This window comes from Pseudoduganella sp. R-43, assembly GCF_049913255.1.
Taxonomy (GTDB): Bacteria; Pseudomonadota; Gammaproteobacteria; order Burkholderiales; family Burkholderiaceae_D; genus Rugamonas.
Genome location: NZ_CP183988.1, coordinates 1,835,444 through 1,859,350, shown reverse-complemented (window position 1 = coordinate 1,859,350; position 23,907 = coordinate 1,835,444). Strand labels below are relative to the sequence as shown.

Genomic DNA, 23,907 nt, shown 5'->3' with positions numbered 1-23,907 from the left:
GCAATAAGCGAGCTATGCGCCTCACCACGCCCGAATACGCTCATCCGCCGGCTTGAACATGGCATCGCCCGGCTTGGTGGCGAACGCCTCATGGAAGGCGTCGACGTTCACTGCCGGCCCATTGGCGCGAAACTCGTTCGGCGCATGGGGATCGGACGCCAGCAGCTGCAGCACCCGTTCGTCGCGCGCCTTCTTGCGCCAGCTTTTTGCAAAGTTCAGGAAAAAGCGCTGCTCGCCACTGAAGCCGTCCACCAGCGGCACGACTTTGCCGGCAGATGCGAGCTGATACGCGCGGAACGCCACCTGCAGCCCGGCCAGATCGGCCATATTCTCCGCCAGCGTCATGGCGCCGTTGACGTACTTGCCCGGCAAGGCCTCGTAGCGCGCGTACTGCGCTTGCAGACGCTGCCCGATTTCCTCGAAAGCTTTGCGATCGGCATCGGTCCACCAGTTGCGCATGACGCCATCGCCATCAAACTGCGCGCCCATCGAATCGAAACCGTGGCTGATCTCATGGGCAATCTGGACCCCGATACCGCCGTAGTTGGCCGCATCGTCCGCTGCCATGTCGAACAAGGGCGCCTGCAGCAGGCCGGCCGGCAAGTTGATTTCGTTCAGCATCGGATCGTAGAAAGCGTTGACGGCAATCGGGGACATTGCCCATGCGCTGCGGTCCATCCGTTTGCCCGCCTGCGCCGCCTTGTATTCCCACTCGAAACGACGCGCTCGGTGACGGTTGCCAAGGGCATCGCCGTCACGCACGACAAGCCCGGCATAATCGCGCCACTGCTCCGGATACCCGATCTTGGCCTGGTATTTGGACAGTTTGGCCAATGCCTGCTCACGTGTCGCCGCGGACATCCAGCTGCTGTCGGCAATCACCTCGCTATAGGCGCCCAGCAGGTGATCGACCATGGCGCTCACGCGCGCCTTGTGCGCAGCCGGGAAATGGCGTTCGACATACACTTTGCTTAACGGTTCGCTCAAGGCCGAGCTGAGCTCGATGATCGCGCTTTCGGCACGCGGCGCTTCAGCGCCCAGGCCGCCAAGGGCCCTGCCCCTGAAAGCAAACCTGGCGTCGCGAAAAGCCTTCGGCAATACCGGTGCCGCTTCGTCCAGGCTGCGCAGCTTGAAGTACATCTTCCAGTCGTCCAGGGGAACTGCGGCGAACAGCGCGGCAATCGCCTTGGCCGGCGCAAGCTGCGCCACCGTTACCGCTTCGTCCGCGGGCATGCTGGCGGCGCGCATGAAGGCCGGCCAGTCGATGCCGGGCGCATGCCGCAGCAGCTCGCGCGCGTTCATCGGGTTGTGCATCAGCGCCGGATCGCGCGCCTGCGCCAGCGGAAGCTGGACTGCAGCAATGCGCTGTTCAAGCGCCAACACGCGTGCAGCCATCGCTGCGGGCTGCGGCTGGCCCGCCAGCGCCGCCAGCGCCGCAAGGTACTCGCGGTAGGCCGCGCGCGCTTTCGCCATCGGAACGTCGTCCGGCGACAGATAGTAATCCCGGCTCGGCAAGCCAAGCCCGCCTTGCCACATCATGACGCGGTTCAGCGTCGGATCCTTGAAGTCGGCAAAGCCGCCCCACAGCCACAGCGGCGTCTCGATGCGTCCCTGCGCCCGTCCCATCCACCGGGCCAGCTCACGGCGATTGCCAATCGCGTCAATCTCGGCCAACAAGGGCCGGACCGGCGCCAAGCCTGCCTTTTCAATCCGTCCGGTATCCAGGTAGGCCGCGTAGTAGCTGCCGATCTTGCGCTCAATGCTGCCCGCGCGCTGCGGCCGCGCGGACAGCTCCTCGACGATTTCGCGCACGCGTTGATCGACGATATCGGGCAGCTCCGCACCGTAGGACTCGGTGCGGCTGGCGGGAATAGTGGTGGTCTCGATCCAGGCGCCGTTGACGGCCCGGTACAGGTCATCCTGGATGCGCGGCGCAGCGGCGCCGGCCTGGGCGGCGAGGGAAGCCAGCACGGCCAGGCTGGCAAGCTTCAGCAGTTTCATGGTGAGCCTTTCGAATGAATTGGTGGTTCATTCTCGGACCTCTTCCTTGAGCCTGGAAAAAAAGGGGCCGAACGGCGCTATGCGGGGACAAGTGGCAAAAAACCTGGGCGCTCAGGCAATCGAAATCAGCAGACTGCTTCGCTCGTCCTTTGCCATACGGAGTAGCGCGAGAGTCTCGCGTACTGCATCTTCGCTTTCGGAATGTGCATGGTCCTGCAACCTGTCGCAAAAATCCGCCACCTCATGCGGCAAGAGCCAGGACCAGCGGAACACGCCGTCTGCCGATCGAAAAGTATGGCCGCTGCACTCAGCCAGCGTGTTGCCCGCGAACAGGCGCCGATAGTATTCGCACACTTCGGGGCTGGCAGCCGGCAGGACCCGCGCGAGCTCCATCGGGTAGCAATGCCCGGTCGCCGGCGTGACGTCCTGCTCTCCATGCCGGGCGGTCATGGTGCAGAAGATCCAGTAATCGTGCATGAGGCGGTCGATCAGGCATGCTTCGTCCAGATGGGCAGTCTTCAGCGCTGCAGCGCCGCGCAGTGAAATGTCCGCAAGCTTGGCCAGCGCCGCAGGCGGATATTCGCCGGATAGTTCTCCTGCCAGGTCAAGAAGCCAGCTTTCGAATTCGGCGGCATCGGCGAGAAACCTGGAGCGGAGGCCGTCAGGTGCGCCGAGTTCAAAGTACGCCTTCACGCAGCTGCGATCAAGCGCTCCGGCGCCAGGATGGCATATTCGCCGAAGATGCCAGTGCCGAGCAGGCGGCCGGCTTCATCGTAAATGCGCACCCGGCCCTCGTATGGCGTGGGGACGGCAATGCTCGGCTCTTTGCCGAGCGGCAGGCGTTGGCCGTGCAGGAAGCGTTTCGCAAGGTCGGCGTTCAGCAAGATGCGCGGGAAAGAGGACAGCAGAGCGTCCACTGGCGCCAGCAGCTCGCGTGGCGCAGCGTGGGCGGCCAGGTCTTCCAGCGCGACCATCTTGTCGGTGGTCAGCGCGCCGACTTGCGTACGGCGCAGGGCATTCAGGTGCGCACCGCAGCCCAGGGCGGCGCCGATGTCTTCGCCCAGCACGCGGATGTAAGTGCCTTTGCTGCAGGTGACTTCAATGCGCAGGAACGGCGCCTCATAGCCGACGATTTCCAGCTTGTGGATCACCACGTCGCGCGCCTCGCGCTCAAGCGTAATGCCTTCGCGGGCGTATTCGTACAAGGCCTTGCCATCGCGCTTGAGCGCGGAGTACATCGGCGGTACTTGCTTGATTGGGCCGCGGAAACGGGGCAGCACGGCTTCAATGTCTGCCAGCGTCGCGCCGACGTCGCGCGTTTCCAGCACCTGGCCTTCGGTGTCGCCGGTGTCGGTGCGCACGCCAAGGTGCACGGTGGCCAGGTAGGTCTTGTCGGCTTCCAGCAGGTCTTGCGAGAACTTGGTCGCTTCGCCGAAGCACAGCGGCAGCAGGCCGGTGGCAAACGGGTCGAGCGTGCCGGTGTGGCCGGCTTTTTTCGCGTTCATGAAGCGCTTGGCCTTGATCAGGGCGTCGTTGCTGGACAGGCCAACCGGCTTATCGAGCAGCAGCACGCCGTTCACAGCGTCGCGCACGCGCTTTACACGTGCTTCGGTCATTCTTCGTCTTTGTCTTCTTCGAAGTCGGCGGCGCGGGTGGCGTTGGCCTTGTCGATCAGGGCGGACATCGCCATGCCGCGCGAGGCGGACATGTCGTGCAGGAAGTGCAGCTGCGGCAAGGTGTGGATGTGCAGGCGCTTGCCCAGCTGGTTGCGCAGGTAGCCGGCGGCGGCGGCCAGGCCGGCCAGGGTGTTCTTGATCGACTCGGGATCGTCCTTCAGGGTGGTGAAGAAGACTTTCGCATGCGCATAGTCGGGCGTCAGCTGCACTTCGGACAGGGTAATCATTCCGACGCGCGGGTCCTTCACTTCGAAGGCGATCAGCTCGGACAGGTCTTTCTGGATTTGATCCGCCACGCGCAGGCCGCGCTGGGGGATGGATTTGCTGTGTTTTGCCATGATTTTCTTTCCTTTTAAACCGGTAAACCTGTGTCTGACCCGCAGGGTCAGACACCGATACGCGGCTGCCGTGGGCCAGGTGCCTGACCCTGCGGGTCGGGCATCGGTTTGCCGGTTTTCATAAAACTAAAAGGCGGGTGCCCTGCCCCGCTCTCGCGAGGCGGGAAGCACCCGCCGTGTATCGCGCCGTCCTGCTGTTACAGGGTACGGGCGATCTCCTGCACTTCGAACACTTCGAGCACGTCGCCTACGACGATGTCGTTGTAGCCCTTCAGGTTCAGGCCGCACTCCAGGCCGGCGCGAACTTCCTTCGCATCGTCCTTGAAGCGCTTGAGCGAGTCGATCTCGCCGGTCCACACCACGATGTTGTTGCGCAGCAGGCGGACGGAAGACGAACGCTTGACTACGCCATCGGTAACCAGGCAGCCCGCAATCGCGCCGACCTTGGAGACGTGGATGACCTGGCGAATCTCGACCTGGCCGGTAACGTGTTCGCGCTTCTCCGGCGCCAGCATGCCCGACAGCGCCGCTTTGACCTCTTCGATCGCATCGTAAATGATGTTGTAGTAGCGGATGTCGACGCCGTTGGTCTCGGCCAGCTTGCGCGCCTGTGCATCGGCACGGGCGTTGAAGCCGATGATGACTGCCTTGGAGGCGGTCGCCAGGTTGACGTCCGATTCCGAGATGCCGCCCACCGCTGCGTGCACGATCTGTACGCGCACTTCGGAGGTCGACAGCTTCTGCAGCGAGCCAACCAGCGCTTCCTGCGAGCCTTGCACGTCGGTCTTGATGATCAGCGGCAGATTCTTCACTTCGCCTTCGGCCATCTGGTCGAACATGTTTTCCAGCTTCGCGGCTTGCTGCTTGGCCAGCTTCACGTCGCGGAACTTACCTTGGCGGAACAGGCCGATCTCACGGGCCTTACGCTCGTCAGCCATGACCATCGCTTCTTCACCGGCGGCCGGCACTTCGGTCAGGCCCTGGATCTCCACTGGGATGGAAGGACCTGCTTCCGCGATCGACTTGCCGTTCTCGTCCAGCATCGCACGGACGCGGCCGAAGGACGAACCTGCCAGCACCACGTCGCCGCGGCGCAGGGTGCCAGATTGCACCAGGATGGTGGCCACAGGACCACGGCCCTTGTCCAGGCGAGCTTCCACCACCAGGCCGCGCGCAGGCGCTTCCACCGGGGCTTTCAGTTCCAGCACTTCGGCTTGCAGCAGCACTTGCTCCAGCAGGTCGTCGATGCCCTGGCCGGTCTTGGCGGACACCGGCACGAACGGCGAATCGCCGCCGTATTCTTCCGGCACCACCTGTTCGGCCACCAGCTCCTGGGTCACGCGGTCAACGTTGCCGCCTGGTTTGTCGATCTTATTGATCGCCACCACCAGCGGCACGCCTGCTGCCTTGGCGTGGGCGATTGCTTCCTTCGTCTGCGGCATCACGCCGTCGTCGGCCGCCACCACCAGGATGACGATGTCGGTTGCTTTCGCACCGCGGGCACGCATGGCCGTGAAGGCTTCGTGACCCGGGGTATCCAGGAAGGTGATGATGCCGCGCGGGGTTTCCACGTGGTAAGCGCCTATGTGCTGGGTAATGCCGCCGGCTTCGCCCGACGCGACTTTGGCGCGGCGGATGTAGTCCAGCAACGAGGTCTTGCCGTGGTCGACGTGGCCCATCACGGTCACCACTGGTGCACGCGGGGTTGCTTCGTATTCGGCGTGCTCGCCCTGGTCGGCCAGCAGCGCTTCCGGATCGTCGACGGCAGCAGCGAAGGCCTTGTGGCCCATCTCTTCCACCACGATCATCGCGGTTTCCTGGTCCAGCACCTGGTTGATGGTGCACATCTGGCCCAGCTTCATCAGCTGCTTGATGACTTCGGATGCCTTGACCGCCATCTTGTGCGCCAGTTCGGCCACGGTGATGGTTTCCGGCACGTGCACGTCATGCACGATCGCCTCGGTCGGCTGCTGGAAGTTGGTTTCGCGATCGTCATGATGACCGCCGCGGCGACCGCCCTTGCCGCCTGCACGCCAGCCGTCACGGCCGCCTGCATTGGCGCCGGTGTTGCCACCGCGGCCTTTGCCTGCACCGCCGCCCGGGGCGCCACGGCGCTTTTCATCCTGCCAGGTCGAAGCCACGTTGGCCGACTTGATGGATTTCTTGTCGCCTGGCTTGCCTTCTTTCTTGTCGCCGGCTGGAGCTGCTGCGGTAGCGGCAGGCTTCTTGTCGGCTGGCTTGTGCAGGGTGCCTTCGGCGACTTTCGGCTTGGCTGCAGCAGCGGCCGGAGCCGGCTCAGGAGCCTTCATGACGCGACGCGGCTGGCTCATCATCAGCTTGATCTGGGCCACTTCGTCTGCAACAGCTTTACGGGCACGTTCGGTCGCTTCGGCGCGCTCGGCGGCTTCCTTGGCGGCGATTTCGTGCTTGCGCTTGGACTCTTCGGCATCGGCCAGGCGCTTCTTCTCTTCTTCTTCGGCAGCGGCTTTCTGCGCGGCGCCGGCAGCAGCGGCAGCAGCGGCCTTTTCGGCGGCGGCCTTGTCGGCTGCAGCTTTCTTGGACTGTTCTTCCGCTACGCGCTTGGCTTCCTCTTCGGCGGCTTTGGCCTGGGCAGCCTTTTCCTCGTCGAGCTTGGCCAGGCGTTCCTGTTTCTCTTTCAGCTCCGCTTCCTGGCGGGCGATCAGCTCGGCCTGGCGGCGTGCTTCTTCTTCACGGCGCGCCTGTTCGGCAGCGTCGATCACCGGCGCGGCCGGCTTGGCGGCGGTGGTGGTCACCACGTCGTCGCGCTGGACGAAGGTGCGCTTCTTGCGCACTTCGACCTGGATGGTGCGGGCCTTGCCGGAGGCGTCGGCCTGCTTGATCTCCGTGGTCTCTTTACGAGTCAGGGTGATCTTTTTCTTTTCGCCCGGCTCTGCTCCTGCGCCGTGGGTACGGCGCAGGTGTTCCAGCAGCTTGTCCTTATCATCTTTTGACAATGGATCTGACGCCGAACTCTTTTCGACGCCAGCAGACTTCAGCTGCGACAGCAGCAAATCTGCAGGCATCTTCAGTTCGGTGGCAAATTGGGCTACGTTGTTACTCGCCATTCAGTCCTCTTTTCTATGTGTCTCGATGATAAATAAAGCTGCTACTGCTGTTCAGGCCATTCTTTAGGCCTTGGCCGCTTCGGACGATGCCCAGGCCTTGGCTTGCAGGGCCTTGGCGCGATCATCGTACTTACCGTCGACCAGCTTCATTTCATCGTCGGTCACATTCTCAAACTCATTCGAAATCAGTTCACGCGCGCGGTCGCTCGACAATGCCAGGATGGCGCCGAACTCGTCATAGGCCAGACCGGCAAATTGCGCCAGGGTCTTGATGCCTGCGAGGCCCAGCTTGCCCGCGGTGACGCGGTCCATGCCTTCCAGGCCAACCAGCTGCTCTTCCATGCCTTCCAGGCCTTCTTCCGAAGCGATGGCTTCGGTCACCAGGGCGTCGCGGGCACGGGTACGCAGCTCGTTGACGGTGTCTTCGTCGAACGCTTCGATGTCCAGCATCTCGGAAATCGGCACGTAGGCGATTTCTTCCAGGCTGCTGAAGCCTTCTTCCACCAGGATGTCGGCCACTTCCTGGTCCACATCCAGCTTTTCCATGAACAGTGCGCGCACTGCAGCGGTTTCGGTCGCCAGCTTGTCGGCCGATTCTTCCGCGGTCATGATGTTGATCTTCCAGCCGGTCAGCTCGGAAGCCAGGCGCACGTTCTGGCCGGAGCGGCCGATGGCGATTGCCAGGTTTTCTTCGTCAACCACCACGTCCATCGCGTGCTTGTCTTCGTCAACCATGATCGAGGACACGTTGGCAGGTGCCAGCGCGCCGATCACGAATTGCGCTGGATCTTCCGACCACAGCACGATGTCCACGCGCTCGCCGCCCAGCTCGCCGGTCACGGCCTGCACGCGCGAACCGCGCATGCCGACGCAGGTACCGATCGGGTCGATGCGCTTGTCGTTGGTGTGCACGGCGATCTTGGCGCGCACGCCGGCGTCGCGCGCAGCGGATTTAATCTCCAGCATGCCTTGTTCGATTTCCGGCACTTCCAGTTCGAACAGCTTCATGATGAACTCTGGCGCGGTGCGCGACAGGATCACTTGCGGGCCGCGCATATTGCGGTCAACGCGCAGGATGTAGGCACGCACGCGGTCGCCGATACGCAGGTTTTCCTTCGGGATCATCTGGTCGCGCGGCAGACGGGCTTCGATCTTGCCGGATTCGACGATCGCATCGCCGCGTTCCATGCGCTTGATGGTGCCGGTGACCAGCGCGTCGCCGCGCTCCAGGAAGTCTTGCAGGATCTGCTCGCGTTCAGCATCGCGCACGCGCTGCAGGACCACTTGCTTAGTGTCCTGGGCGAAGCGGCGGCCGAATTCCACGGATTCGATCGGCTCTTCGATGTATTCATCGACTTCGATGTCAGGGATCTGCTCTTTCGCTTCGAACAGCAGCACTTCCTGGTCAGGCAGTTGCAGGCCGGCTTCGTCCGGCACTACGTGCCAGCGGCGGAAGGACTCGAACTCGCCGCTTTCACGGTCGATCGAAACGCGAATATCCACTTCGCCTTCATAGCGCTTCTTCGTGGCTTGCGCCAGTGCGAACTCGAGCGCGCCGAACACGACTTCCTTGTCGACGTTCTTTTCGCGCGCCAGCGCATCAACCAATAACAATACTTCGCGACTCATGCTTTGCGGCTCCCAAAATTCACCTGCGGCACCAAGCGTGCCTTGTCAATGTCCGCGAGCGTGAAATTCAGCACCGCAGGACCTTCTTTACCTTCAAATTCAATACCCAGTTGATCGCCTTCAGGCTCCGTCAGGATGCCCTGGTAGGACTTGCGATTTGCAGTGCCTGGAATGGCCATGCGCAGCTTGACGATCGCTTCGGAGCCGGCAAAGCGGACGAAGTCGCTGAACTTGCGCAGCGGACGGTCCAGGCCAGGCGACGAAATTTCGAGGCGTTCGTAAGGAACGTTCTCGACCGTCAGCACGTGCGACAGTTGGTGGCTCACCGTGGCGCAGTCTTCAACCGTGATCGGGCCCTTTTCTTCTGCATCTTCCGCCGTGAAGTCGATATAAACACGCAGCAGTCCGCGTTCGGCCCGTTCGAAATCGACCAGGTCGTAGCCGAGGCCAGCGACGGTTTTTTCAATCAATTCAGGCAGTTGCAAAAGAAATCTCCAGATACTTAAAACGATTCAACCAAAAAAAAATGGGCAACTGCCCATCTTTCGTTACTGCAGCCAGATGAAAGCACTCTCGGCAAAAATACCTGCGAAGAACTTTAACTAGGCTGCTCATTATAGCGCCTTATTGACTTCGCTGCAATGCCGCATACCACATCGGACGAGGGTGTAACAATAGGAAGGTGCTCAAAAACCAACACCTTAAACCGGCACTGCAGTCGGACGGCCGCCCCGTCCGACCCGCGGGGGGCAGACACTTGTACGCTACTGCCGCTGGCTGGGCAGGTGTCTGACCCTGCGGGCCAGACACCGGTTTACCGGTTTTAGCCCTTACGGCGGCGCGGCATGCCATGGTCCGAAGCCCCGCCGCGCGGCTGGTGCCCGCCGCGGCGCTGCTGCCCCTGGCCGTGGCCGTGGCCCTGGCCAGCGAAGCCAAAAGTCGTCATCAGCGGATCCGGCTGGCGAGGACCGCTACCCTGCCCCTTGCCTTTACCCTTACCCTTGCCGCCGCCAGCACCACCGGCGCCACGGCCACCCGGCTGCTGGTCACCGAATCCGGTGAAGCCGCCGCCATGACGCGGCGCACCATAGAACGCCCCCTGCCCCTGGTTGCGGCCACCGCGCGGCGCCTGCGGGAAAGGATCGGCATTCTTGTTGCTCACATCCATGCGGTTGCCATTCGGCTCGCGCTCACGTTCACGCTTGCCCTGGCCTTGACCCGGACCGCCCTGCGGCTTCTTACCCTCGCCAGCACCAGCGCCGGCGCTGCCTTCTTTCTTGAAGCCGACAGCCGTCAGCAGGTCGCGCACCGAATTCTCTTCCATCTCTTCCCAGCGACCGCGCTTCAAGTTCGAAGGCAAGGTCAGCGCGCCGTAACGGGTACGGATCAGGCGCGACACAGTCAGGCCGATCGCCTCGAACATGCGGCGCACCTCGCGGTTACGGCCTTCGCCGATCACCACGCGGTACCACTTGTTCACGCCTTCACCGCCGCCATCGGCGATCTTGGTGAACTGCGCCATGCCGTCTTCCAGCTCGACGCCGGCCAGCAGTTTCTGGCGCATGCCCTCTTCCAGCTCGCCCAGGGTACGCACCGCGTATTCACGGTCGATGTTGTAGCGCGGGTGCATCAGGCGGTTCGCCAGGTCACCGGAGGTGGTGAACAGCAGCAAGCCTTCGGTATTGAAGTCCAGGCGGCCAACGGCCAGCCATTTGCCGGTCTTCATGGTCGGCAGGCGGTCGAACACCGATGGACGGCCATCCGGGTCGTCGTGCGACACGATTTCGCCGGCCGGCTTGTGGTAGACCAGCACGCGCGGCGGCTTCTTGGAAACCTTGCGCTGCACCAGCTTGCCGTTGATGCGGACCGCATCGGTCGGCAGGATGCGCTGGCCGATGTGGGCCGGCTCGCCGTTCACCGACACGCGGCCGGCGATGATCAGCTCTTCCATGTCGCGGCGCGAGCCCATGCCTGCTTCCGCCAGCACTTTGTGCAACTTCGGTGCATCGTCTTCCGCCGTCAGGTCGCGGCGCGCCTTGACCGGCTTACCGGAACCGCCCTCGTCGCGGTCGAACGCGTCGGAGGTCACGAAGGAGAACACCGCATCGGCTTCGGACGACTTGTCCTTGGCCTTCATCTTGTTGCCGAAGGCGCCCGGCACGCGCTGCTTGCCCTGGCCGCCCTTGCCCTGGCCTTGAACCTGGCCGCCTTCGCCGGCTTGCGCGCCCTGGCCTTCGCCATGCGCCTGCTTGCCGTGCTTGCCCTTCTTGCCTTTGTGCTTGCCATGCTTGTCGTGGCGCTTTTCAGCAGGGACTGCACTTGGCCATGGGCTCGCACCGTCGCCGCCCTCAGCGGCGGCCAGCGCGGCGCCCTCGGCAGGCACTGCTTCGGCGCCGAGTGCCGCTGCCGCCACGGCAGCCTTTTCAGCCTGGCGCAGTGCGCGCTGTTCGCGCATCTGGCGCGGGCCGCGCGGCGCACGGCCGCGATCCTTGCCCTGGCCTTCCCCACTTTCGCCGGCCTGCGCTGCCCCCGCAGGTGCCGGTGCGGCCGGCTCTGGAGCTGCTTCCGCAACCGGTGCCGCTTCCGCCACTACAACCTTCTTGGCACGCGGCTTTTTGACCGGAGCGGCTTCCGCGCTCGCAGCAGGCTGCTCGCCCGCCACAGCTTCGGCCGCGGCTTTGGTACGGCGCTTGGGCTTTGGCGTTTCGCCGGCCGCCAGGGCGGCAGCGTTGTCAGCCTCGATCTGCGCCTTGGTGCGGCGTTTCGGCTTGGCGGGTGCGGTCTCGGCGGCTGCCGGGGTACCGGTTTCTGGGGAGTTATCAGGCTTGTTCATTATTCGTTTCTGCTAAGGGCTCGACGTTATCGGGCGCCGGGTCATCTGTTACCGGCGGCGCCTCGTCTGGCGTCGCCTCTTTCTCTTCTACTACTTGTGCTTCCTGCGCCGCCTTCTCGAAGTTCTCGGTCAAGCGAGCCTCCAGTACTTCCAGCGGATTTTCATTCTGCGTATCGCTGATCTGCTGCAGCGGCGGCAATTGGGACAGCGATTCCAGTCCCAGGTCGTCCAGGAACTGCTTGGTCGTGCCCAGCAAGGCCGGGCGGCCCAGCACATCGCGGTAGCCGACCGTATCGACCCAGCCGCGGTCTTCCAGCATCTTGATCGTCTGCGAGTTCACCGCAACGCCGCGGATTTCCTCGATATCGCCGCGGGTCACCGGCTGGCGGTAAGCGATGATGGCCAGCGTTTCCAGCGTGGCGCGCGAATATTTCTGCGGTTTTTCCGGATTCAGGCGATCCAGGTACAACTTCATTTCAGGCCGGCTCTGGAAGCGCCAGCCGCTGGAGAGGCTGACCACCTCAATGCCGCGCCCTTGCCAATCCTGGCGCAACTCTTCCAGCAATTCCTTGATCGTATCAGCGCCGACCCCAGCTCCGAGCGGATTGCCCTGGTCGTCGGTTTCGACGTACAGCTTTTTCAGGCTGTGGATCGATAAGGGTTCACGGGCGCATAGCAGCGCAGCTTCGAGGACTTTCTTAGCCTCTGCATTATCCATACACTACATTTGGTTGTGTAACTAAGTAAGAAGGCGCCGGACCGCTACGCGCCGGGGCGAGAGTCTCAGGTGGAGAGCGTTTTCAGGGCGAAAACAAGGCGGACGACAGGCGCCGCTTCATCCAACTTGGCCAATTGTACCTGATAAAAGTCAGGAGAAGTGTAAAAGCCTGCTCGCTTAGCCGGCCAGGCGCTCGGCCAGGATTGCCGAAACACCAACAAAAGCCGGGTACTCGGCAGTGATCACATAGGTAGGAATCGCCGCCAGGTATTTGTTGAAGCGCCCTTTTTCCTCAAAACGGGCGCGGAAGCCGGAACGGTCGAAGCGCTCGCCCAGGCGCGGCACGATGCCGCCGCCAATATAGATGCCGCCCGTCGCGCCCAGTGTCACGCCGAGGTTGCCGGCAATGGTGCCCAGCATGGTGCAGAAGTGCTCAATCACATCGTCGCACAGCGGGCACTCGCCGGTCAGCGCGCGGCGCGCAATCTCCGGCGCCGGCAGTACCGGCTCCTCATGGCCGCGCTGGGCCACCAGCGCGCGGTAAATCAGTTCGATGCCGACGCCGGACAGCAAGCGCTCCGCCGACACATGCGGAAATTCGGTCCAGGCGTATTGCAGGATCGCCACCTCTTCCGGATTCATCGGCGGGAAGCTGACATGGCCGCCCTCGCTCAGCAGTGCGGTCCAGCCGGCTGCCGACGGGATCAGGCCCGACACGCCAAGGCCGGTGCCGGCGCCGATCAGGCCAAGCGGCGCGCCGGCTTGCGGCGTGCCGCTACCGACCTGGCGCTTCTGGTCATCCGCCAGCAGCGGCAGCGAGCGCGCCAGCGCGGTGAAATCATTGGCCACCACCAGCACCTCGAAGCCCACTTCCAGGCGCAATGCCTCGATCGAAAACTCCCAATGGTGATTGGTCATCTTGACGTAATCGCCATTGACCGGATTGGCGATCGCAATCGCACCATGACGCACGCCCAGGCCGGCAGCCGCCACCACATCCGGCAGCGCCAGGTAAGCCCTTAGCGCATCGGCCAGCGTTGCATAAGCTGCGCCGGACAGCACGTGGATATGCTCAATCCTGCCTGGCGCCAGTTCCAGGGCAAACCGGGCATTGGTCCCACCCACATCGGCCAGCAGGCGCGGGCTTTGGAAGAAGGCAGGCGTGACAGGGATGGTCTGGGCAGTCATGGGCACAAGCGATTAAGTTGAGCCTTAATCCTAAGGGATTTGTTAGCCGAGACGCAAGGAATTCTTTGTAGTTTGAGTACAAGAAACGTAAAAATTAGGTATACACACTACATTACGCGATATTTCGACGGTAGTATGACTACTCCAGCTTGCGTAAAAAAAGTCGGGGTCAGGTCTGGCAATCCGCCAAAAAAGGCACGCACGTGCCTTTTTTGGCGGATTGCCAGACCTGACCCCGACTTTAATTAATGACGGGAGTCGGCGGGGGTGAGGCTGTCGGGGGTCTGTTCGGCGATCACGGCGGATTCGCCCTCGCTGCGGAAGGCGGTATTCCAGGCATCGAGGCCGCCGTGCAAGGGCTTGGCGCGCTTGTAGCCGTGGGAGTGGAGCTGCTTGGCGACCTTGGCGGCGGTGACGTCGTTCGGGCAGCTGCAGTAGACGATGATGTGGCGGTCCTTCGGCAGGGATTTGATCACGGCCAGCGGGTCGCTGGCGCCTACCAGCAGGGCGCCCGGCACCGGCGGATCCAGCAATTGTGCGGTGGCGCTGCGGGCATCGACCATTACCGGATCATGGCCCGAATCGAGCAACTCTTTCAGTTCGTCGATGCTGATGCGCTCGGTCTGCATGGCCTTCTGGAAGCGGCGCCGCTCGATGAACTTGGCCAGCACGAACAGGCCGAGCAGGATAGCCAGCACCGTCAGCGCGGTCGACCCCATGGTCGACAGCACGTCCAGCACCTTGTCCACGTCGGCATGGAAATAGGCCCCGATCAGCAGTCCGGTGGCGCTCCACAGCAGGCCGCCCAGTAGGCTGAAACCGAGGAAGGTGGGCACGCCGGTGCCCAGCGCGCCTGCCATCGGTGGGGCAATGGTGTTGAAGCCGGGGATGAATTTGGCCACCACCATCGACTTCGGCCCCCATTTGCGGAAGTTGTCTTCCGTCTGGCTGACGCAGTAGTCCGGCGACAGCGAAATCTTGCACAACAGCTTGAGGATGCGCTTGCCAAAACGGCGGCCGGCGCGGAACCAGAAGAAATCGCTGAGCAGGCATGCCAGCATGGCAACGCCCAGCACCACCGGAAACGGCGCGCTATTGCCATTATCGATGGCCAGCGCACCGGCCACGATCAGCACCGGATAGGCAGGAATTGGCAACCCCATCTGTTCGACCAGCACCACGGCAAAGACGATCAGGACACCATACTGCTGCAACAAGGATATTAGGTTAGCCATAGTTCGACTATGGTAGCGCAAAACGAGGGCTAAGGCAGGGCTCCCTCGACGTACTGCAGCGACAGCTGTTGCTGCAGCATCCGGAACAGCCTGTCCTGTTCCACCGGCTTGTGCAGGAAGTCGTCGGCGCCGGCCGCCAGGGCCTGTTGCCGCTCGCCGCCAAAGGCCGTTGCCGCCATCAACACCACGCGCGGCTGCGGCAGGCTGTGATCGGCGCGCAGGCGGCGCGTTGCTTCCAGCCCGTCCAGCACTGGCAGGCGCCAGTCCATCAATACCAGTTCCGGCTGCGACTTGGCGATGACATCCAGTGCCTCCATGCCATCGGACGCCTCCTGAACCTCGAAGCCGGCCGGCAGCAGCATGCTGCGCAACAGGTGGCGGCCCTCGACACCGTCATCCACCACCAGGATGCGCCGGCCCTGGTGCATCGGCGCCAGCTGCGGCAGGCGCGCCAGGGGCTCGCCGGCATCGGCCTCTTCCGCCTCGATGGTAAAGCGGAATACCGTGCCCGCTCCCGGCCTCGGCCCGGGCTCGACTTCCAGCTCGCCGCCCATGATGCGCACGTACTGGCGCGAAATCGCCAGGCCAAGGCCGGGGTCTTCTGGAATGCCAGCCTGTCCCGCGCATACTGCAAACGCCAGGCCATGCCGCCCGCCGGGCAAGCCCGTCGGCCGCAGCGACAGCGTGATCGTGCCCTGGCGCGCATGCTTGAGGACATTGGTCACCAGGTTGAGCAGCACATGGCGCACCTTGGCGCCATCCATCATCAGCGCGCGCGGCAAGGCGCCGCATTCCATCTTCAACGCCACCCCGGCCTGCACGGCACGCTCGCCGACCATATCGCACACATCGCGCAGCAGCTGCGCCACGTCGACCGCTTCCCGGTGCAAGCTGACGCCGCCGGCCTCGATCCGCGACAGCTCGAGGATGTCGTTGATCAAGGCCAGCAAATGCTGCCCGCTGCGGTGGATGATCGCCATATTGCGTTTTTCATCGGCCGACATGGTGGTCGAATGCGCCATCAGGCGCGAAAAGCCGATCACCGAATTCAGGGGCGTACGCAGTTCATGGCTCATGGTGGACAGGAACACGCTCTTGGCGCGGCTGGCCGCCTGGGCTTCGGCGACCGCTACCGACAGGGCTGCCGTGCGTTCGCTCACCAGTTCTTCCAGGTGGCTGCGGTGGCGCCGCAACTCCTGCTCGCTTTCGGTAGCCTCGGTGACGTCGATGCTGACGCCGACCATGCGCACCACCTTGCCCTGCGCATCGCGGAAGGAGCGAGCCATTGAACGCAAGTGGCGCAGCGTGCCGTCAGGCCGGCGGATGCGGAATTGCAGGGAAAAGTCGCGCTCGCCGTTCAAGGCGGCCGCCACTTCGGCGCGCGCGCGCTCCCGGTCTTCCGGCACCACGCGCTCCAGCCAGGCCTTGTAGTTGCCGCCGCCCAGCCGGCTGCCAAGGCCGTACTGGCGCATGATCTCGTCGTCCTGCATCAATTCGTCGTAGACCACGTCCCAGTCCCAGATGCCGATGCGTGCAGCGCGGGTGGCAACGCTGAGGCGTTCCTCGCTCTCGCGCATCGCGCGGTAGCGGCTGTCGAGCAGCTCCCACATCTTGTGGATGGACTCTTTGAGGGTGCGCAGTTCGCCGTAGAAGCAGGCCTTTTGCGGCGTATCGCCCATGACGTACTGGCCTACAGCCTTCAGTGGCCGCAGGATCAGGAACCACAGCAAGCCGTACAGGCTGGTGACCAGCGCCGCGGCCAGCACCAGGATCGCCATCAGGTTGGCGCGGCGCTGGTCCTGCAATTGCTGCAGCATATAGGCTGGCGTTGCGAAAACCTTGATGGTGCCGATCGCGGCGCCATCGACGACGACCGGGCGCTGGGCCACCAGCATGTCCGGCGTGGTTGCCAGCGGCAGGCTGGTTTCAAGTTTGTCGCCGGGGCCGCGCTGCACCACCAGCTCACGCTTGCTGCCCGTGCCGTACAACACGATGGCATGCAGGTCGCGCTGGTTCATGCTGGCGCGCATGATGGACAACACTTGCTTGTCGTCGAAATTCCAGGCTGGCATGGCTACCCCCAGCGCCAACTGGTCGGCGCTGATGTTCAGCACGCGCTGCAGCTCTTGCCAGCGCTTGCTGCTCTCCGAGGAATAGGAATAAGCGGCGAACACCAGCAGCACGGCGCTGACGATGCTCGCTAACGCCACGCTGACCAATAATGCGATGGAGGCAACTTTGTTCGAACGCAAAGACCTGCTCCGGCCGGGGCGCCGCGGTATGCGGCGCGAATGACCAGTGTGCCAGCTTTGCTGGGGGCGATCAAGCAGCCCTGGGGATAGCCGCCAGCAGCGAGCGCGTGTAGGGGTGCCGCGGGTTGCGATACAGTTCGTCCGAGTCGGCCATTTCCACCACTTCACCCTTGTGCATCACCATCACCTGGTCGGAAATGTACCTGACCACCGACAGGTCGTGCGAGATGAAAATATAGGACAGGCCGAATTCGTCCTGCAGGTCCTGCAGCAGGTTCAGCACCTGGGCCTGCACCGACACGTCCAGCGCCGATACCGACTCGTCGCATACCAGGATTTCCGGCTTCATGGTCAGGCAGCGCGCGATGGCAATGCGCTGCCGCTGGCCGCCGGAGAATTCGTGCGGATAGCGATGGTAGGCTTGCTGAGGCAACCCTACCCGCTCCAGCAGCGCCAGCGCCAGCTCTACCCGCTGGGCGTCGTCGGCGCCGATGCTGTGCAGCCGCATCGGTTCCAGCAGGATCTGGCCCACGGTAAAGCGCGGGTTCAGCGAGGCATACGGGTTCTGGAAAATGATCTGGATGCGGCGCTTGAACGGGCGGAACTCCTTGTCGCTCATCGCCAGCAGGTCACGCCCCTTGAACAGGGCGCTGCCGCCGCTGGCCTGGTGCAGGCGCAGCAGCGTCAGGCCGAGCGTGGACTTGCCGCTGCCCGATTCGCCGACCACGCCCAGTGTCTTGCCGCGCGCCAGCGTGAACGAGACGTCCTTGACAGCCTGGAATTCGCGCTTGCCGAACAGGCCTTCGCGCAGCCAGAAGCTCTTTTTCAGGCCCCGCACGTCCAGCACGATCTCATCGCCCGGAGCGCTGCCGCGCGCGCGCTGCGCCTGCTGCACGGCAGCGCCGAAGCGCCCTTCCATGTAGTCGCTGATCACCGGCAGGCGCACCGGGCGCGCGTCGAGCGATGGCCGGCAGTGCAGCAGCGCGCGCGTGTACAGGTCTTTCGGATCGGCGAACACCGCACGCGCATCGCCAGTTTCGCGCACTTCGCCGTGCCGCATCACGATCACGTCATCGGCAATTTCCGCCACCAGGCCCAGGTCGTGGGTGATGAACAGCACCGACATCCGGTGTTTCTTCTGCAGCCCGGCAATCAGTTCCATGATCTGCTTCTGGATCGTGACATCCAGTGCGGTAGTGGGCTCGTCGGCGATCAGCAGCTTGGGCCTGCAGGCTATCGCCATGGCGATCATCACCCTTTGCTGCTGGCCGCCCGACAACTGGCTCGGATAGGCGTCGATCCTGGCCGGCGGATCGGGGATGCCCACCTCTTCCAGCAACTCCAGCGTGCGGGCGCGGGCGCTGCGCCGGTCCATGCCCATATGCAGGCGCAGCACTTCGCCGACCTGGAAGCCGACCGTGAACACGGGGTTCAGCGAGGACATCGGTTCCTGGAAAATTATCGCAATATCCCTGCCGCACATGGCGCGGCGTTCACGTGCCGGCTGGTGCAGCACTTCGCGGCCCTCGAACAGCACGCTGCTTTGCTGGTCGATGAGGGTCGTTTGCGGCGGCAGCAGGCCCATGACAGCCAGCGAGCTGACCGACTTGCCGCTGCCCGACTCGCCCACCAGGGCGACCGTACGGTCATGCGGGATGTCGAAGGAAATGCCCTTCACCGCCTCGACAGTGTTCTTTTTGTCGGTACGGAAGCGGATACGCAAGTTGCGGACCTGTAGCAGCATGTCATTTCACCTTGGGGTCGAGCGCGTCGCGCAGGGCGTCGGCAAACAGGGAGAAGGCCGTGACCAGCAAGGCCATGGCGCTGGCGGCAGCAGTCAGCTGCCACCATTTGCCGAGAACGAGTTCATTCTGGGCCTCGTTCAGCATGGAGCCCCAGCTCACCACGCCGACCGGCACACCAAAGCCAAGGAAGGACAGGATCACTTCGGCCTTGATGAAGCCCACCACCAGGATCGACAGCTGCACCAGGGCCACGTGGCTGACATTCGGGAAGATGTGGCTGAACATCTTGCGCCAGGCCGAAGCGCCGATGGCGTCGGCAGCCAGCACGTATTCGCGCGCCTTGTGCTTGATGTATTCGGCGCGGATCAGGCGGTATGGGCCGGTCCAGCCGGTCAATCCAAGGATCAGGACTATGGTCAGCACACCTTTCTGCTGCAGCACGGCGGCCACGGTCAGGATCATCAGGATCGAGGGGATCGAGGTAAAGACGTTGTAGAACCAGTTCAAGAAATCGTCCACCACGCCGCCGTAAAAGCCGGAAACGGCGCCGAACAACGTGCCCAGGCCAACTGCCAGCGTGGCCGCAGCCAGGCCGACCACGATCGAGGTTTCGCCGCCCTTGATGGTTTTCCTGATGATGTCGTGGCCCCATTTGTCAGCGCCGAACGGCAGGCTCGGAGCCCGTCCTGCAGCGGGCTCGGCGACCGCTTTGCCCAAGGTGGCGCGCAGCTCACGCAGGTCTTCCGCCAGCGGGTCGAATTCATTGGGGGGTGGCGCTGCGCTGCCGGCGTTGTCGGTCCCGGCGGCGGCATCGTGCGCCACCTGCACCGCAGGCGGCGCAGCAAATGTCGGCGGCGCATAGTTGAGCGCAACCTCCTCTTCCCAGTCGGCTGCTACGATGCCGCTGGCGGAAGCTGCGAGCAGGAGCAGGAAGCCGGCTACGACCGCCAGCGCCGCCATGGCAAGCCGGTCTGCCCGCAGGCGGCGCCAGGCCAGGGTCCACAGTCCGGCCGAGTCATGAATGGCATGCATGCGCTGTCCTTCTTACTTGAGCTGTACGCGCGGATCGACAGCCTGGTACAGCAGATCGGTCAGCAGGTTGAACACCATGGTCGCCACGGCTACGTAGACGGTAATCGCCTTGATCACGGGGAAATCGGAACGCTCCACCGCCAGGATCACTTCGCGCCCGATGCCCGGGATGCCGAAGAAGCGCTCCAGCAGGAAGGCGCCGATCAGCATGGCTGGCAAATTCGCCATCACGTGGGTAATGATCGGGATCGCCGCATTGCGCAGCACATGCAGCCACATCACGCGCCGCTCGGGCAAGCCCTTGGCGCGCGCCGTGCGCACGTAATCCTGCCCGACTTCGTCCAGCACGAAGCTGCGGTACAGGCGCAAGGTCGGCGCCAGCGACACAGCCAGCCCGATCAGGATGGGCAGCGCTGCGAAGCGCAGGTTCTCCGGCAAGCCGGCACCCCAGCCCTGCACCGGGAACCAGCCCGCCTTGTAGGCCAGCCAATACTGGAACACGATGATATAGACCAGGATGGAGATCGACATGCCTACCGTGCAAGCGACCATCACGGCGCGGTCGGCCAGCGAACCGCGCACGAAGGCCACCGCCAGGGCCAGTGCAATGCCCAGCACGGTTTCTAGCAAGGTCAGCGGCACCAGCACGGTCAGCGAAGGCCCCAGGCGGGAAGTGATGATGTCCGATACCGCTTCCCCGGTGGCCCAGCTCTGGCCAAAATCGAAAGTCGCGATCTGCTTCAGGAAAATTCCCAGCTGAACGTACCAGGGCTGGTCCACGCCAAGCTGGCGGCGAATATTGTCGATGCTGGCGGCGTCGGACATCTTGCCGGCCAGGATATAGGCAGGATCGCCACCTACCCAGTTGAACAGCACGAACACCAGTAACACAACACCCAGCAGTGTCGGCGCCATTTGCCAGATGCGACGTATTAAAAATGAAATCATCCTCGGTAATCAATCTATAACTGGTTCACTTGCTATCGTTTCATAAATGAGACGGATCTTCTCAAAATTGTATCGTTGGCCAGTTTTTAATTGACGCAATATTAGTCCAAATGCTCTCATCTTTCCCCGAGGAATCACATAGATGGTTCCTTCCAATGGGAGCGCCGAAGCAGTAGTCAAAAGCTGTAGCTCGTCTTTTTATTCCAAATTTTTGGAGATAGCAAACATGATGGAAAAAATCATGGCTCGTTCCGTACGGCTGGTTTGCGCCGGCGGTATGCTGGCCACCATAGCCGCCCCTGTCTTTGCGCAGGAAGCCCCGGCGCCAATGCAGCGCGTGGAAGTGACCGGCTCGAGCATCAAGCGTGCGACCCAGGAAACTGCATCGCCCATCCAGGTCATCAGCAAGGAAGACTTGATGAAGTCCGGCAAGGCAACCGTGGCCGAATACCTGCAGACCCTGACCGTTGACGGCGCCGGTTCGCTGCCGACTGGTTTCGGCAACGGCTTCGCTGCTGGCTCCACCGCGATTTCCCTGCGCGGCCTCGGTGCGACGTCGACCCTGGTACTGTTGAACGGCCGCCGCATGGCCCCATTCGCACGTGCCGACGACGGCCAGAAGAGCTTTACCGACCTGTCCACGGTGCCGATGCAGATCGTCGAGCGCATTGAAATCCTGAAAGACGGCGCTTCCTCCACCTACGGCGCAGACGCAATCGCCGGCGTGGTCAACATCATCCTGCGCAAGGACTTCGAGGGCCTGCAAGTCAAGGGTGATACCGGCTGGTCGCGCTACGACGACGGCAAGCAGAACAAGGCTTCCATCACCTACGGGCTGGGCAACCTGGACGAAGACAAGTACAACTGGGTGGTCAATGCCGAGTTCACGGATTCGGACCGTATCAAGAACAGCGACCGCAAGGACCGCGGCCACATCGGCAAGGGCGACCTGCGTCCGTACGGCTTCCCGGTCGGCACCCAGTTCGCCGGCGGCTACATCGCCGGCAACAACAACGCTTCGGCTGGTCCAGCCGGCGCGATCCGCAATCCGGCCACCCTGGATTACGTCGGCCTGCCTGGCTGCTCCACCCTGAGCGCCACCAAGGACCAGACCGGCGCCAACGGCGGCTGCCTGTGGCATCAGGATCAGTTCCGCGACATGCAGCCGGAGATCGAATCGGTCAACCTGTACACGCGCGGCACCTGGCAGGTCAATGGCGACACCCAGGTGTACGCTGAAGCCGGCTACTCGAAGCGCGATACCGCCTTCACCATGACGCCGCCATCGATCACGCCAACGGTGGCTTTCCCGCCGAATGCCGCCAACCCGCTGGGTTTCGTCAACTACGGCGCGCTGGCATTGATGGGCGCAAACCACCCGCAGAACCCATATGGCGTGGCGACCCGCGTGCGCTACACCGCGTTTGATATCGGCCCAAGCACCCGCTCGGCCAACAACGAGTTCAATCGCTTCGTGGTGGGAATCAAAGGCGCGGTCGCCGGCTGGGACTACGACGCTGGCCTGACCCACTCCAAGTCCAAGCTGCACCTGGACTACAGCAATATGCTGAACCTGAACGTGCTGCGCACGGCAATGCGCGATCCGACCCAGTACGGCTGGTACTACATCGGCACCGAAGCGTCCAAGAACTCGGCTGCCCTGTACTCTGCCCTGGTCACCAACGCGACCTCGGATTCGACCACCAAGCTGGACGTGATCGACTTCCACGCTTCGCGTGAACTGTTCGCCCTGCCAGGCGGCAACCTGGGCCTGGCAGTCGGCGCCGAACACCGCCGTGAAAAGCTGGAAAACCCGTCGCTGTCCGGCTCGATCGACGGTTCGATCAACTCTTCCTACGTTGCAGCCTTCGGCGACAACAAGGTATCGGCAGTCTTCCTCGAACTGGCCGCCCCGGTGCTGAAAGGCCTGGAACTGAGCGCTGCCGTACGTTACGACAAGTACGACAGTTTCAATTCCACTACGCCTAAAGCCGGCTTCAAATGGACCCCGGTCAAGTCCTTCGCCCTGCGCGGTACTTACACCGAAGGCTTCCGTGCTCCTGGCCCAGCGGAAGGTTCCCCGCTGTCGCAATCGACCGGCACTTCCACCGTTACCGATCCAATCCGCTGCCCGAACGGCAAAACGCCGGCACCTGGCGGTGCTACCTCGACCGACTGCGGCATTCCGGTTGCAGCTGTGAAGGTTGGCTCCTCTGCCCTGAAACCTGAAACCTCCAAGGGCTCGACCCTGGGCATCGTGTGGGACCCGTTCGACGGCACCAGCCTGGCGCTCGATGCGTGGAAGATCAAGCGTAGCAACGAGATCAACCCGCTGCCATACAACGAAGCAGCTGCCCTGCCAACCGCCATCCGCAACGACAACAACCTGGTCGTCAACGGCGTCGTGATCCCGAATTCGGGCACCCTGGTGCTGACACAGGCGCCGTACCGCAACTCCAGCTTCACCGAAGTCAGCGGCGTGGACCTGGATGTCAAGCAGCGCATCCGCCTGGGCGAGTACGGCCGCGCAACTGTGGGCTTCGTATGGACCCATACCGCGACCTGGAAGCGTCACGAGTCCGCCACTACCGTGTACCAGTTCAACGGCACCCACGGCAACTGCGACACTTCAAACTGCGCCGGCACGCCTAAGAACAAGATGAACCTGAACGCATCTTGGGACTTCCGTGACTGGAACGTTGCCGGTATCGTCAACTACCGCGATAGCATGGAGAACGTCAAGTTCGCCGGTGATCCTTGCGCCTCCACCCTGGCCAACGGCCAGCCGGGCACCAACGGCTGCAAGATCGCCTCGTTCACCACCCTGGACCTGTCGGCGCGCTACAACGTGAACCAGCAGTTCACGGTGTTCGCTTCGATCAACAACGTGACCGACAAGATCGCGCCGCTGGACCCACTGACCTACGGCGGCATGAGCTACAACCCGATGGACGCTTCCGGCGCCATTGGCCGCTACTTCAAGCTCGGCGCGCAGTACAAGTTCTTCTAAGCCACGAGGCTTGAAGCACTCCCAAAACGGCACTTCGGTGCCGTTTTTTTTCACCCCTGCCGCAAGTTGTGTACACAAGGCGCATGTTTCTGAATAGTTACAATAAGAAATATTCAGTAGCAGAGCGATTGCGCCTTTCTGGCAAAAAGGAGCCAAATCCTTCCAACTACAGTAAAGATCTTCATCTCAGGCCAACTTCCCACACGCCTGGAGCCA

General features: G+C 63.0%; 16 protein-coding genes. 1 reads left to right on the top strand and 15 read right to left on the bottom strand.

Annotated elements, in window-relative coordinates; translation table 11 throughout:
• Positions 1 to 21: 21 nt before the first annotated feature.
• The 15 genes from ACN9M3_RS08575 to ACN9M3_RS08505 all read right to left on the bottom strand — a co-directional run bounded on the left by ACN9M3_RS08575 (position 22) and on the right by ACN9M3_RS08505 (position 20,681).
• Complete coding sequence (locus ACN9M3_RS08575) at positions 22 to 2,001, bottom strand: M13 family metallopeptidase (protein WP_426321781.1); 1,980 nt, start codon at positions 1,999 to 2,001, stop codon at positions 22 to 24.
• Between the two features lie 111 nt (positions 2,002 to 2,112).
• Positions 2,113 to 2,694: a hypothetical protein gene (locus ACN9M3_RS08570; protein ID WP_426321779.1), complete on the bottom strand. Its 582-nt coding sequence runs from the start codon at positions 2,692 to 2,694 to the stop codon at positions 2,113 to 2,115.
• Positions 2,691 to 3,617: a tRNA pseudouridine(55) synthase TruB gene (gene truB / locus ACN9M3_RS08565; protein WP_426321777.1), complete on the bottom strand. Its 927-nt coding sequence runs from the start codon at positions 3,615 to 3,617 to the stop codon at positions 2,691 to 2,693. Before truB ends, ACN9M3_RS08570 begins: the two co-directional genes overlap by 4 nt.
• The gene (gene rbfA, locus ACN9M3_RS08560; RefSeq protein WP_426169831.1) at positions 3,614 to 4,015 is read right to left on the bottom strand and encodes a 30S ribosome-binding factor RbfA; all 402 of its coding nucleotides are present in this window, start codon (positions 4,013 to 4,015) and stop codon (positions 3,614 to 3,616) included. Before rbfA ends, truB begins: the two co-directional genes overlap by 4 nt.
• A 197-nt stretch (positions 4,016 to 4,212) precedes the next feature.
• Positions 4,213 to 7,101 (bottom strand): translation initiation factor IF-2, encoded by a 2,889-nt coding sequence (gene infB, locus ACN9M3_RS08555; protein WP_426321775.1) that lies wholly within the window; start codon positions 7,099 to 7,101, stop codon positions 4,213 to 4,215.
• Between the two features lie 63 nt (positions 7,102 to 7,164).
• Positions 7,165 to 8,730, bottom strand: coding sequence for a transcription termination factor NusA (gene nusA, locus ACN9M3_RS08550; RefSeq protein ID WP_426169826.1), 1,566 nt, complete (start codon positions 8,728 to 8,730; stop codon positions 7,165 to 7,167).
• Positions 8,727 to 9,215, bottom strand: coding sequence for a ribosome maturation factor RimP (gene rimP / locus ACN9M3_RS08545; RefSeq protein WP_130315189.1), 489 nt, complete (start codon positions 9,213 to 9,215; stop codon positions 8,727 to 8,729). The genes nusA and rimP overlap by 4 nt, the downstream gene beginning before the upstream one ends.
• 338 nt (positions 9,216 to 9,553) lie before the next feature.
• Positions 9,554 to 11,563: a 23S rRNA pseudouridine(2605) synthase RluB gene (gene rluB, locus ACN9M3_RS08540; protein WP_426321772.1), complete on the bottom strand. Its 2,010-nt coding sequence runs from the start codon at positions 11,561 to 11,563 to the stop codon at positions 9,554 to 9,556.
• A complete protein-coding gene (scpB, locus tag ACN9M3_RS08535; protein WP_426321770.1) occupies positions 11,550 to 12,281 on the bottom strand; it encodes an SMC-Scp complex subunit ScpB in 732 nt (243 codons plus the stop codon). Before scpB ends, rluB begins: the two co-directional genes overlap by 14 nt.
• A gap of 177 nt (positions 12,282 to 12,458) precedes the next feature.
• Complete coding sequence (locus ACN9M3_RS08530; protein WP_426169817.1) at positions 12,459 to 13,469, bottom strand: glucokinase; 1,011 nt, start codon at positions 13,467 to 13,469, stop codon at positions 12,459 to 12,461.
• Positions 13,470 to 13,714: 245 nt separating this feature from the next.
• Positions 13,715 to 14,704 carry a VTT domain-containing protein gene (locus ACN9M3_RS08525; protein ID WP_426169814.1) on the bottom strand — a complete coding sequence of 330 codons (990 nt, stop codon included), beginning with the start codon at positions 14,702 to 14,704 and terminating at the stop codon, positions 13,715 to 13,717.
• Positions 14,705 to 14,733: 29 nt separating this feature from the next.
• Positions 14,734 to 16,956, bottom strand: a complete 2,223-nt coding sequence (locus ACN9M3_RS08520; RefSeq protein ID WP_426169811.1) for a response regulator — start codon at positions 16,954 to 16,956, stop codon at positions 14,734 to 14,736.
• 70 nt (positions 16,957 to 17,026) lie between these two features.
• Entirely contained in the window at positions 17,027 to 18,700 is a 1,674-nt protein-coding gene (locus ACN9M3_RS08515) for an ABC transporter ATP-binding protein (protein ID WP_426321767.1), read from the bottom strand.
• A 1-nt stretch (position 18,701) separates the two neighbouring features.
• Complete coding sequence (locus ACN9M3_RS08510; RefSeq protein ID WP_426321765.1) at positions 18,702 to 19,733, bottom strand: ABC transporter permease; 1,032 nt, start codon at positions 19,731 to 19,733, stop codon at positions 18,702 to 18,704.
• 12 nt (positions 19,734 to 19,745) lie between these two features.
• Positions 19,746 to 20,681: an ABC transporter permease gene (locus tag ACN9M3_RS08505; RefSeq protein WP_426321763.1), complete on the bottom strand. Its 936-nt coding sequence runs from the start codon at positions 20,679 to 20,681 to the stop codon at positions 19,746 to 19,748.
• A gap of 241 nt (positions 20,682 to 20,922) precedes the next feature.
• On the opposite strand from ACN9M3_RS08505, the gene ACN9M3_RS08500 reads away from it, so the two are divergent.
• A complete protein-coding gene (locus ACN9M3_RS08500; protein WP_426169802.1) occupies positions 20,923 to 23,691 on the top strand; it encodes a TonB-dependent receptor in 2,769 nt (922 codons plus the stop codon).
• Positions 23,692 to 23,907: the final 216 nt, after the last annotated feature.